This is a genomic window from Rhizobium ruizarguesonis (assembly GCF_012349115.1).
Taxonomy (GTDB): domain Bacteria; phylum Pseudomonadota; class Alphaproteobacteria; order Rhizobiales; family Rhizobiaceae; genus Rhizobium; species Rhizobium ruizarguesonis.
Map to the genome: position 1 here is coordinate 298,704 of NZ_PQIG01000078.1, position 11,637 is coordinate 310,340.

At 62.2% G+C, this 11,637-nt stretch carries 9 protein-coding genes and 2 pseudogenes; 6 read left to right on the forward strand and 5 right to left on the reverse strand.

Annotated elements, in window-relative coordinates:
- Position 1 precedes the first annotated feature (1 nt).
- From C3Y91_RS17505 to C3Y91_RS17520, 5 genes and pseudogenes are all read left to right on the forward strand, one after another.
- The gene (locus C3Y91_RS17505; protein WP_018072904.1) at positions 2-961 is read left to right on the forward strand and encodes a carbohydrate ABC transporter permease; all 960 of its coding nucleotides are present in this window, start codon (positions 2-4) and stop codon (positions 959-961) included.
- Entirely contained in the window at positions 958-1,161 is a 204-nt protein-coding gene (locus C3Y91_RS17510) for a hypothetical protein (protein WP_003549717.1), read from the forward strand. The genes C3Y91_RS17505 and C3Y91_RS17510 overlap by 4 nt, the downstream gene beginning before the upstream one ends.
- A pseudogene (locus C3Y91_RS38880) lies at positions 1,158-1,628 on the forward strand (ABC transporter ATP-binding protein); the annotation flags it as partial. The gene C3Y91_RS17510 and the pseudogene C3Y91_RS38880, both read left to right, overlap by 4 nt.
- Before the next feature lie 243 nt (positions 1,629-1,871).
- On the forward strand, positions 1,872-2,267 hold the full coding sequence (locus tag C3Y91_RS38885) for a TOBE domain-containing protein (protein ID WP_502362293.1): 396 nt from the start codon (positions 1,872-1,874) through the stop codon (positions 2,265-2,267).
- On the forward strand, positions 2,267-3,343 hold the full coding sequence (locus tag C3Y91_RS17520) for an ABC transporter ATP-binding protein (RefSeq protein WP_018072902.1): 1,077 nt from the start codon (positions 2,267-2,269) through the stop codon (positions 3,341-3,343). The genes C3Y91_RS38885 and C3Y91_RS17520 overlap by 1 nt, the downstream gene beginning before the upstream one ends.
- Before the next feature lie 79 nt (positions 3,344-3,422).
- Here the strand turns inward: C3Y91_RS17520 and C3Y91_RS17525 are convergent, their stop codons facing one another.
- From C3Y91_RS17525 to C3Y91_RS17540, 4 genes are read right to left on the reverse strand one after another with little or no spacing between them, the layout of a single operon-like run.
- A complete protein-coding gene (locus tag C3Y91_RS17525) occupies positions 3,423-4,397 on the reverse strand; it encodes an NAD(P)-dependent oxidoreductase (RefSeq protein ID WP_168575626.1) in 975 nt (324 codons plus the stop codon).
- Positions 4,398-4,418: 21 nt separating this feature from the next.
- On the reverse strand, positions 4,419-5,111 hold the full coding sequence (locus C3Y91_RS17530; RefSeq protein ID WP_174827052.1) for a FadR/GntR family transcriptional regulator: 693 nt from the start codon (positions 5,109-5,111) through the stop codon (positions 4,419-4,421).
- Between the two features lie 2 nt (positions 5,112-5,113).
- Entirely contained in the window at positions 5,114-6,283 is a 1,170-nt protein-coding gene (locus tag C3Y91_RS17535; RefSeq protein WP_024319595.1) for a mandelate racemase/muconate lactonizing enzyme family protein, read from the reverse strand.
- A 58-nt stretch (positions 6,284-6,341) separates the two neighbouring features.
- Positions 6,342-7,229: a sugar phosphate isomerase/epimerase family protein gene (locus C3Y91_RS17540; RefSeq protein ID WP_012755374.1), complete on the reverse strand. Its 888-nt coding sequence runs from the start codon at positions 7,227-7,229 to the stop codon at positions 6,342-6,344.
- Between the two features lie 346 nt (positions 7,230-7,575).
- Here C3Y91_RS17540 and C3Y91_RS17545 point away from each other — a divergent pair, with 346 nt between their 5' ends.
- Complete coding sequence (locus tag C3Y91_RS17545; protein ID WP_130687457.1) at positions 7,576-8,427, forward strand: sugar phosphate isomerase/epimerase family protein; 852 nt, start codon at positions 7,576-7,578, stop codon at positions 8,425-8,427.
- Positions 8,428-8,596: 169 nt separating this feature from the next.
- Here C3Y91_RS17545 and C3Y91_RS17550 read toward each other — a convergent pair.
- Positions 8,597-11,082, reverse strand: a pseudogene (locus C3Y91_RS17550) (methyl-accepting chemotaxis protein).
- Positions 11,083-11,637: the final 555 nt, after the last annotated feature.

The window sequence follows — 11,637 nt, forward strand, 5'->3', positions numbered from 1 at the left end:
GATGGCTGCCGTCCAAACCCGCTCCGAACGCGCGCTGAACCGGGTGGCGATCGCCGCCGTACTGGTCATCACGCTGATCTTCCTGGCGCCGATCTACTGGATCACCTCGACGGCCTTCAAGCCGCGCAACCTCGCCACCTCCATTCCGCCGACGGTGCTCTTCGAGCCGGAACTCTCGCCCTTCGTGAAGCTCTTCACCAAGCGCTCGCAATTGCGCGGGGCGCCGACTCCTGAAGAATATGCCGCCGCCCCCTGGTGGGAGCGGATGGTGTTCGACGGCGGCGAGAAGATCGTTCGCTCCGGCCGCGGCGAGGTGCAGCCCTCCGGCTATCCGAACCGCTTTATGAACTCGCTGATCGTCGCCATCACGTCCACGGTGCTGGCCGTCGGCATGGGAACCTTCACAGCCTACGGCTTCTCGCGCTTCAAAGTGAAGGGGGAGGCAGACCTTCTCTTCTTCATCCTGTCGACGCGCATGCTGCCGCCCGTCGTCGTGGCGATCCCGATGTTCCTCATGTACCGCGTCGTCGGCCTCAACGACACGCATTGGGGCCTCATCATCCTCTACACTGCCTTCAACCTTTCCTTCTCCGTCTGGCTGATGAAGGGGTTCATCGACGAGATCCCCAGGGAATACGAGGAGGCCGCACTCGTCGACGGTTACACGCGGATGGAGGCCTTTTTCAAGATCGTCATCCCGGAAGCGGCGACCGGCATCGCCGCGACCGCGGTCTTCTGCTTCATCACGGCCTGGAACGAATATGCATTTGCGCTGATCATGACGAACCGGCGCGCGCAAACGGCCCCACCCTTCATTCCGAGCCAGGTCGGCTCAGGCCTGCCGGATTGGACGGTCATTGCGGCCGGCACATTCCTGTTCCTGCTACCGGTCGCCATCTTCACCTTCCTGCTCAGGAACCATCTCCTGCGCGGCATGAGCTTCGGAGCGATCCGCAAATGACCTTCCGCGCCTTGAACCAGAAATATCTCGAACCCGCCTCGCAGTATCTGATGATCCTCGGCATCATCGCGCTCTGCCAGCCCTGGAACCTGTTTCTGCATCGCTACGGCATGACGATGACGCTCGTCGGACTGATCGCCTTCATGGTGACGACCAAAATCCCGCGGGACGCGCAACCAGACGAAGGCAGCCATTCATGACGCAGATCGAACTTCGCGGGATTCAGAAATATTTCGGTGCCGTCCAGGTCATCAAAGACCTTAATCTCGCCATCGCCGACAATGAATTCATCGTGCTGCTTGGACAATCGGGCTGCGGAAAGACGACGACATTGCGCGCCGTCGCGGGGCTGGAAACCATCGACGAAGGCGATATTCTGATCGACGGGCAGCCGGTGCAGCATATCAAGGCATCCGGCAGGGACATCGCCATGGTGTTCCAATCCTTCTCGCTCTATCCGCACATGACGGTCTACGAGAACATCGCCTTCCCGCTCCGCGCTACCCGGATGAGCCGTGCCGATGTCGATGCGTCGGTCCGCGAGATCGCCGGTGTGCTGCGCATCACCGGTCTGCTGGCCCGCAAGCCTTCGGCGCTGTCAGGCGGCGACATGCAGCGTGTCGCGATCGGCCGCGCGCTCGTGCGACGCCCAAAGGCCATGCTGATGGACGAGCCGATCGGTGCTCTCGACGCGAAGCTGCGCGAGGAGATGCGGGCGGAAATCAAGCGCCTGCATATCAAGCAGGGTTCAACCACCATCTACGTGACGCATGACCAGGTGGAGGCCATGTCGCTCGCCGACCGCATCGTCATCATGCACGAGGGCATCCTCCAGCAGATCGGCACGCCGGAAGAGGTTTACGCGCAACCCGCCAACACGTTCGTCGCCCAGTTCGTCGGAAGCCCGGTCATGAACATGGCGCCGGCGACCATCAGCGAAACGGGCGGCCATGCGAGCGTGCAGGTCGGCGACGCGGTAACGGGCTTCGAGTTCCCCGCTGCACTGGCCAACCGCCTCTCTGACGCAAGGGCCGAGAACGGCAAGCTGACACTCGGGGTCCGGCCTGAGGGCGTGCTCGTTTCACGGGAGGCCCGCGAGGGCTTCATGCCGGTCGAGGCGCATATCATCGAGCCTCTGGGCTCGCACGACATCGTGGACCTGAAGGTCGGCCACCAGATGATCAGGGCACGCACCAAGAGCGGTTTCGTGCCTGGTCCCGGCGAAGCCGTCTGGGCACGCATCGACCCCGCCCAGGCACATTTCTTCAACACCGCGACCGGCTCGTCGCTGGGGATCAGACTCTGATGGCGCATATCGAACTCAAGGGCATCACCAAGACCTTCGGCAGCCACACGGCGCTGAAAAACCTGAACATCGACATTGCCGACGGCGAGTTCTTCGTGCTGCTCGGGCAGACCGGCGCCGGCAAGACGACGACGCTGCGGCTGATCGCCGGTCTCGAGAAGCCGACCGCAGGCCAGATCTTCATCGACGGGCAGGACGTCGCCGACTGGGGTGCCGCCGAGCGCGACGTGGCCCTGGTGCTTCAGCAATATTCGCTTTACCCGCGCTATACGGTGCGGGAGAACCTGGAATTTCCATTGAAATCCCGTATCCGTCGCGTTGAACCCGGAGAAATCAAGGAGCGCGTCGACCGCGTTGCGAAGACTCTGCGCATCGAGCATCTGCTCGACCGCAAGACGGACCGGCTGTCGGGAGGCGAGATGCAGCGCGTATCGATCGGCCGGGCCATCGTGCGCAAACCGCGGGTCTTCTTGATGGACGAACCGCTTTCGGCGCTCGACGCGAAGCTTCGCGAAGCACTTCGCACCGAGCTGAAAAACCTGCAGATGAACCTCGGCGCGACCTTCCTCTTCGTCACTCACGACCAGATAGAGGCCATGTCAATGGGCGACAAGATCGGCGTCCTGAACAATGGTCAACTGGTGCAGACGGGTACGCCGCAGGAGATCTACAGAAACCCGGTCAACACCTTCGTCGCGCGTGCGGTCGGCTCGCCGCCGATGAACCTGATCGCCGGCACGCTTGCCGGCGGCGAGGCAGTGGCCAGCGAGGGCTATCGGCTGCCCCTCGGCAACGGACACGGGATCGCGACAGACGGTCGCCCGCTCACCTTCGGCATCCGTCCCGAGGACATTTTTCTCGACAGCGGCGCGCCCGGCGAAGCACGGGTCCACGACGTGGAAAACCATGGTGTCGAAAAGATCGTGACGCTGCGCACCGGCGAGAAGTTCATCCACGCGACCGTGCCGACACAGACGGCGCTTCGGATCGAGGATGAGGTTCGCTTTTCATGGAATCCGGAAAAGGTCGTGCTGTTTGACGCCGGAAGCGGTGTAAGCCTGCGGCACGCGGGCTGACCTGATCGGTCCGAAGGATGCCAGCGGTCTCGGCGGCACGGCAGGGGCAGTGAGCGTTTCGAGTTGTCGCGACGAGGCGCTATGCGGGAAAGCGCCGGCGATAGTGTTCTACCACTTCAGGATTGCGCAAATTAACGGGCAAGTCGCCCTTGATGACGCGCAGGGCTTCGCTCGCCGCGCCTGTTCCCATGCGCATCATGCTCTCTTCCGTCAGACCAGCGAGATGCGGCGTGACGATGACGTTGTCAAAGCCGAAATAGGGATGGTCGAGCGGTAGCGGCTGCGTTGCGAAGACGTCGAGCGCGGCTCCGCCGATGCGACCATCGCGCAGCGCCTCGATCAACGCCGCATCGTCGATCACGGGGCCGCGCGAGACGTTGACCAAAATGGCCGCGGGCTTCATGCGCCCGATGCGACCGGCATTGAGCAAGCCGGTCGTCTCCGGCGTCAGCGGGCAGCAGAGCACCACGATGTCGGCCGTCGCCACAAGCTCATCGATCGTCAGGAAACGCGCGCCGTCCGGCACGCTTTCCGGCGACCGGCTCGTGGCGACCACCTCCAGGCCGAAACCGAACTTCGCGATCTGGAAGATCGCCTTGCCGACATTGCCCATTCCGACGATGCCGATGATGCGGCCGGCGAGGTCGACAGCCGTGTCCGATTGGGCGCGGCCCGCCGCCCAGCCGCTCTGACGCAGTTCGCGGTCCATCGCGCGAAAGCGCCGTAGCAGGGCCAGTGTCACGAGGAAGACATGCTCGGCGACAGTCGAGGCATTGGCGCCCGGGACGTTGGCGACAAGCACGCCGGCACGGGTCGCCGCATCCAACGGCACCATGTCGAGCCCGGCGCCATGGCGGATCGCAGCGCGAAGCGCCGGCGCATCCTCGAAGAAGGCCGGCGGGATCGACGCGCGTACAACGACGATGCCCGCGCCGCGGCCTTCTCGCAGCAATGTTTCGGGATCGGGCGCGGAAGCGACGCGCAGATCACCCGCAGCCTCAAGCATGGACTTGGCCGCAGGGTGCAGGGGATGTGTGGAAAAGATGAAGCTCATCGGCCCTCCCGCCGGTTGCGCCTATTCGGCTGTCGTCGCTGGACCGCCGATGAGACCCTTCCAATAGCTTTCCGCACCTTGAAGATGCGCGCTCATCAGCGCCTGGGCCAGATTGCCGTCTCGGGCAAGCAGCGCCTCGTAGATGCGGATGTGTTCCTCATGCGAGCGCCGGCTGCGGGCGGCGTCGGCAAAATAGATCGGCAGGCGGTGCTCGCCCATGACGTAATAGACGCTGCACACCCGATGGAAGACGCTGTTCTTGGTGGCTCGGACGATCTCCAAATGAAAGTCCCGGTCCTCGCGCGCCAGCCCCTCGCCGGCGGCAAGCTTCGCCTCCGACGCAGCGAGGATATCGCGCAAGTGCTGGTAATTCTCCTGCGTCGCCCGATCGCAGGCGAGCTCCGCGGCCTTGATCTCATGGATCTTGCGAAGCTCCACAGTCTCGTAGATCAGGATAGGATCAAGCGGCACGCCGGCGCGGGCAAAAAGCGCCATTGCCTCCACGCTCGCCTCCGTGGTCGTCAGATAGATTCCCGACTTGGCTCGGCGCTCGACGATGCGCATTGCCTCCAGAATGGCCAGTGCCTCGCGGATTTGGCCCCGGCTGACGCCGAAATGCTCCGCAAGCTCTCGCTCCGAAGGCGTACGGCCGTTGCCGCTCGAGTTCGAGAAAAGATGGGCCGCGAGATCGGAGAGGAGGGAGTTTTCTTTCATCGTCACTGTCTTTGCGCGTGAGTCTCCAGGACCCGCTGATTGATCGTGAAGCCCAGGCCAGGCCTGTCCGGGATCTCTACCATACCGTCTTTCACCGACACAGTGTCCTCGACAAGATCATGGATCATCGGATTGGCGCCGAGCGAATATTCGATGATGAAGCTTGCCGGGGAAGCGGCGCACAAGTGCAGGCCGGAGAAGAAGCAGGGCGCGCCGGCCCAAAGATGCGGCGCGAAACGGAGGTTGAAGGCGCTGGCGAGCGAACTGATGCGCATCGCCTCCGTAATGCCGCCGCAGAAGGCGGGATCCGGCTGGAATATGTCGGCGGCCCGAAGCATGGCAAGATCTCGGAAGGCAAAACGCGTCGCCTCGCTCTCGCCCGCAGCGATCGGCACGTTCCCAGCCGCGCGCACCTCCGCCATGCCCGGCTTGTCATCCGCTATCACCGGCTCCTCGAACCAGGCGAGGTCGCAATCGGCGACCATCTGGATGAAGCGCTTTGCCTCCGCAACAGTATAGGTGCCGTGCGCATCGACCATTAGGTCGACATCGGGGCCGATTGCCTTGCGAGCCGCCCGCACGCGCGATGCCGAGACATGCAGCGCACGATCCATCGCACCGACGCGCATCTTGACTGACTTGAAACCACCGGCCGCGACATAGGACCGGAGCTGTTCACCGATCCGGTCCACGCTCTCCCAACCGCCCGAGGCATAGGCGGGCAACCTGTCCGCCTTGCGCCCACCCAGCAGCTTCCAGACGGGGACGCCGAGCGACTTGCCGAGAATGTCCCAGAGCGCTATGTCGACCGCGCTGATCGCCGCGACGGAAAGGCCGCGCCGCGCGATCTCGGGCATTGCGTGACCCGAACTCGCCGCCGTCTCGTGGCGTACGCCGTTATAGAGCATCTCCCATATGGTGGAGATGTCCGCGGGATCGCGGTCGATGAGCTTCGGCCCAATTTCGTGATTGAGCATGTGGACCAGCGTGCCATAGGCGCCCGCACTGCCCGCGGCATTCTTGCCCTCTCCCCAGCCGACGATGCCGTCGTCCGTTTCGATCCGCAGGATCGCACTATCGAAGGTCGTCAGTCGGCCGAAGTCGCTGCGGTGCTGACGGCTCGCCTCGATGGGAATTTTAATCCACCAGGCCTCTACGGTCTTGATGCGCATGTCTCGGATCCCCTGCCCCTCGCGGCCCGCGAGCCGCAGGGCATATTCTTTCCGTTCGTTACTTGATCAGCGGCAGGATTGTCTCGGCAGTGATCCGCATCTGATCGTCGTAGAACTTCTCAGTGAGAAGGCTCGAGCCGTGGTCCTGGATAAATTTCAGTTGCTCCGGCGGAATATCGACGGGGTTGCGCTCGACCATGTCCGGATATTTTGAGGCCGGCGTGCGGTCGACCGGAGCGACGAATTCGTTAGTGACGGCGCCGTCGTACCCGATCTCCTTCAGCGTGCCGATGATCTTCGGCCAGTCGAGCTGGCCGAGGCCGGCGGCAAAACGATTGTTATCGGCGACGTGGAAGTCGAACAGGCGCTTTCCAGCGAGCCGGATCGCTTCATACATGTCTTCCTCCTCGATGTTCAGGTGGAAGGCATCAAGGCAAACCCCGCATTCAGGGCTGACGGCATCGGCGAGCGCCAGCGCTTGGGCGGCACGGTTGAAGAAATAGGTCTCGAAGCGGTTGAGCGGCTCGACGGCAATGCGCACGCCCCTCTTCTGGGCATGGGCAAAACACTCCTTGGTAGCGTCCACCACCCATGTCCACTCTTCTTCCTCGGTGCCATCCGGCACCACCTTTCCGACGGTCGCCGGCACCAGGGTGACGATCTCCCCCTCGAGTTCGCTGACCATGGTGATGACGCTCTTGACATAGTCCACCGACCTGGCGCGCTGGCCTTCATCCCTGGCGGCAAGATTGCGCTCGCCGAGCGTCAGGGTGACGGCACCCCAGCAGCGGATGCCGTGCTCTTTCAGCAGCGCGCGCGTCTCATTGACGTCGTATTGTGCCGGCTCGCCGGATATCTCGATGCTTTCGTAGCCATATTTCTTGATGCGCTTCAGCGTGACGGCGAGCGGCTCGGCCCGCATCCAGTTGTGTGTCGAAAGATGCATGAGGTCCTCCCAGACAGGTGCAGCACGGTCCACCGCCAATCGGGCGGCAAAAGGTCATGTTATCGTTGGCCACTCTCGCCATCCTCGGCAATCTGGTTTGGCCAATTCTCGTTATCTGAAAGCTCTAGCTCAATTCTTAACCCTCTGCAAGACGGGGCCAAAAGGTCGATAATTCTTTAAACGATCGACATTTAATCCTGAATTTCCCGCTTAGGCGCAAATCCAGCATCCCAAGCGTGCAATTAACTGGCTTGACCAGATTCGAAGATTTGGTATGACCAGATTTGGAAAAGTGATAGGGTGTTAAAATCGTCGCGCAGTGGCCGCAGGGCCAAGTGGAGGGGAGATGAAGATTGGCATGTGCATGTTCCTCTGGACGACAAGTGTCGGCCGGAAACACGAGGCACTGTTACGCGATATCAAGGACACGGGGTTTGACGGTGTCGAGATCCCGATCTTTTCGGGCACACCCGACGACTACCATCGGCTGGCAGACATGCTTGACCGGATCGGCCTGGAACGGACCGCCGTTTCCGCCATGGGCGATCCGCAGATGAACCTGATCGCCGCCGACGCCCAGACCCGCAGACGCGGCATCGACTACATGAAATGGGCCATCGACTGCAGCGATGCGCTGGGCGCGACGATGCTGAGCGGGCCGCTGCATTCGACGCTCGGCAAATTTTCGGGAAGCGGACCGAGCGCGGCGGAACTCAAGCGCTCGGTTTCCTCGCAACGCGCGATCGGCGATCATGCAGCAAAGCATGGCATCACGATCGGGCTTGAGGCGCTGAACCGCTTCGAATGCTACCTGTTCAACACGATGGACGATCTTGCGGCCCATATCGACGCGGTCGGACACCCGCATATCCGCGCCATGTACGACACGTTCCACAGCAATATCGAAGAGACCGACCCCATCGGCGCGTTCACGCGAAACAGTGATCACATCGTCCATGTCCACATTTCGGAGAACGACCGCGGCGTACCCGGTCGTGGCAACATTCCCTGGGCGGAGACGTTTAGGGCACTACGCGCGAGCGGCTACGACGGGTGGCTGACAATCGAGGCCTTCGGCCGGGCGCTCAAGGAGCTCGCCGCCGCAACAAAGGTCTGGCGCGACTTTTCCGAGACACCGGAATCGGTCTATCGCGAAGGCTACCGCCATATCCGCGATGGATGGCACGCGGCGGTATGACTACCAACCGATTCTCGCCGCGGTCGATAAGGGAACCATCGGCCTGAACGCTGCACTGGCAGGCACGCCTTACGCCTGAGCAATCAACTTCTGCCTGCTCTCATTGAGCACCCAGGTTCCCTTGCATATCGGAGAGATTTCCGAAGGCGTCCGCTCAGGAGACATCCCCTCAGGAAACCAGGGACATCGGGGGGCGGGCGGCGGGCGATGCCTTGCGGATATCGGCGGTCTGAAAGTGGGAGATTCTTTCGTTCAACACGTCCACCTGATGCCGGAGCCGATGAATCTCCGCGGTGTTTTCCTCCACCATGGCGGCATTGTGCTGGGTGATGTGCTCGACATCGCGAACGGCGTTGTTGACCTCGTCAATCCCCTTGTATTGCGTGGTCGTCGAAGACGAGATGACTTGCACCAGCCCATTGATCGAGGTGAAATGGTCCATGATGGATGACAGCGCCTGGCCGGTCTCCTCGACGAGCTGGACGCCTGCGCCAACCTGTGATGCGCTGGTGGAAATCAGGCCCTTGATCTCACGGGCGGCCGTGGCGCAACGTTGCGCAAGCTCACGCACCTCCTGCGCGACGACAGCAAAGCCTCGGCCCGCCTCTCCAGCCCGGGCCGCTTCCACACCCGCGTTGAGCGCGAGGAGATTGGTCTGGAAAGCAATCTCGTCGATCACGCCGATGATGCTGGTGACTTTTTCGGATGACCGGTTGATGGCGCCCATGGCGTCGATCGCCTTGGCGACAACGGCCGCGGAGTGCTCCGCCTGGCGGTGCGCCTCGGCGACCGAAAGCGACGTCTGACGGGCGTTTTCGGCCGTCGTTCGCACGCTGGCGGTGAGTTCGCCCAGCACCCGCGAACTCTCCTCGAGGGACGCGGCCTGTTGTTCCGTGCGGCGGGCCAGATCGTCGGCGGCGCCGGAAAGGTTGGTGCTGCCCTCGGCGATCTCGTAGGTCGTGTTGCGCACCTCGGCGAGCGTCAGGCGCAGCGCATCGATGGCGTGATTATAGGTGCGCGCCATCGCGACATAATCTGTGGCCAGATCCTCGCTCATCACAGCTGCAAGGTTGCCATCGGCGAGTTTGCCGAGCATTTCCGACAGGGCGGTGAGAGCCTCGCTCTGTTCGGCCTCGATACGCGCCTGCTCAGCCGCGCGGCGGGCTTGCTCCAGTTCGTCTCGCGCCCTGTTTGTTTCGGCAAGCTCTTCCAGCCTGGTCTTCTCAAGCGCATGATCACGGAAGACGGTGACGGACCGGATCATGTCGCCGATCTCGTCGCCGCGCTTGCCGTCGCCGATCGGGACGTTCAGATCGCCGTCGGCCAGTCTCATCATCGTCTGGGTGATCCGCATCAGCGGCCCGCGCAGCGTTTCGATCAGCATGAGACCGCCGATGATCGCTAGCACGGTGCCCACAATCATTGCCGACAGCGACATTGTCGCCGAGCGCTGGCTGATTTCCTTGCCGCTCTCCTGCGCCGTGCTGACGAACTGCTCGAGCGTATGACTTGCCGACGCCACCAGCTCCGTCGCGGCCTCCTTGTTGCCCCGCCAGCGATCGGCGATCGATATCAAAAGCGACGTGTGCTTTTCGATTGCGGAAAGCGACGGCTCGATTTTCTTGGCAAGATCCTGCAACGCGGCGTTTCGCCCGCTCAAAGGCACAAGCTTTGCAGCGCTTTCGCGCAGCGCCTTGAGATCTGTGAGAACCGCATCCCTCGCTTCGGCATCCACCCGTCTGTTCAATTCGCTCAAGTGCAAGCGCAGATCGTCAATGGATTTGAAAGCGGCATTGACGATCGCCACCATCGAGCGAAGCGTTGATATACTCGCATCCATGCCGGCAAAGCGCTCGATTGCCGTGTCCGCATTGGCAGCGGCGAGCTTTGCGTCAGATTGCTACCTTCCTTGGCCATTGCAGCGAGCCTGTCCAAGAGTGGATTCAGTAACGCGATCTGGCTTTGAGCCTTCTCGGACGCAAGCGTCACACTCGCGCCCGCTTCTTTGACGAGCGGTGGCAGCAGGCTGCTGACGGCCTTGGCGAGATCCTCAGGGGTGGTTGCTCGTGCGGTTGCCTTGCGCAATTTCGCAATGCGCTCTCCGAGGCCCTTATAGGCCGAGGCATCGAGAAGAAGTGCCCGGACGAAGGCCTCTTTTCCGTTCGCCTGATCCTGAAGCACGTCGAGTTGCTGGCGGGCGCTCTGACTTTCCTTAAACAGCCGCGCCACCTCGTCGTCGATTGCCTGTTCCGTATTGGCGCGCTCCTGTGACACTGCCCATAATGTGTCGGCGCCGCCCTGCATCTTGGCCCCGAGTTCGCGCACCGCGGAGATCTGTTGCTTCTGCGCCGGATCGGCCAACATCGCATCAAGTGTCGCCGCGCCCTTCTCCTGATCCGAGATGCTGGCGATCAACCAATCGCGCGTGGCAGCACTCGGAAGATCGGTAAACGCAGTCAGCGCGGATCGCAGTTGCTGAAAACTGGAAAGGGTTTCGATCGTCTGCCGGGTCAGGGTCATCTGGCCGTTGAGCGTACCGGCAGTGAAATAACCGAAAAGGCCGATGCCAGCTATCAGGACGATCAGGGGCACCAGAAACAAGAGGATCTTCGTCACGATCCGCATGCGTTGCAACAGTCGATCAATCAGCGCCATGGATGGCCCCCGCCCCAGTAAAATTGGCTCTTTTCCGGCGCGACCTCTCGCCTTGGCTCACTGCACCGGCGGTCATGTCACGATGACCGCCGGTAGCAGGATCGCGCCAGGCCGCCATTGTAGTCACAACTGTTAAAAAAATGGTCAATGGTGTCGAGTTTGGCGCATGTGCGGCGAGGGCGCATTTTCAGCGCCCTCGTCCCGTTACTCAGCCAATGGCCATCAGGCTTGCATTGCTGCGGGCAGCCGCGGTGTTGATCGACGTCGACGCCTCCTCCAGCAGCCAATTCAAAGCACTAGGCTTCGGGATCGCCCGCCAATTCCTCGGTCGTCGCGGCGTGGACCAGCAGAAGCGGTCTGGCCGGTGAGCGATGAAGCTCAAACCCCACCGCTCGGGACGCAAGCCCAAGGTGTCTAAGAGGTAGCCTGAGCCTCCTCGAAATCCCTGAGCCGACCCAAACATCTACATCCCGAGCCCCAAGGTCCTGCCCCGCTTCAGTGAGCGCTCCAACTCCATCTGCTGCGTGAGTTCTGCACGATGACTGCGGTCGGCAA

Bases quoted from the DNA above. Each gene is read 5' to 3' on its own strand.
- C3Y91_RS17520 (WP_018072902.1), top strand. From the start codon at position 2,267: ATGGCGCATATCGAACTCAAGGGCATCACCAAGACCTTCGGCAGCCAC.
- C3Y91_RS17535 (WP_024319595.1), bottom strand. From the start codon at position 6,283: ATGCGCATCAAGACCGTAGAGGCCTGGTGGATTAAAATTCCCATCGAG.
- C3Y91_RS17545 (WP_130687457.1), top strand. From the start codon at position 7,576: ATGAAGATTGGCATGTGCATGTTCCTCTGGACGACAAGTGTCGGCCGG.
- C3Y91_RS38885 (WP_502362293.1), top strand. From the start codon at position 1,872: ATGAACATGGCGCCGGCGACCATCAGCGAAACGGGCGGCCATGCGAGC.
- C3Y91_RS17525 (WP_168575626.1), bottom strand. From the start codon at position 4,397: ATGAGCTTCATCTTTTCCACACATCCCCTGCACCCTGCGGCCAAGTCC.
- C3Y91_RS17510 (WP_003549717.1), top strand. From the start codon at position 958: ATGACCTTCCGCGCCTTGAACCAGAAATATCTCGAACCCGCCTCGCAG.
- C3Y91_RS17505 (WP_018072904.1), top strand. From the start codon at position 2: ATGGCTGCCGTCCAAACCCGCTCCGAACGCGCGCTGAACCGGGTGGCG.
- C3Y91_RS17540 (WP_012755374.1), bottom strand. From the start codon at position 7,229: ATGCATCTTTCGACACACAACTGGATGCGGGCCGAGCCGCTCGCCGTC.
- C3Y91_RS17530 (WP_174827052.1), bottom strand. From the start codon at position 5,111: ATGAAAGAAAACTCCCTCCTCTCCGATCTCGCGGCCCATCTTTTCTCG.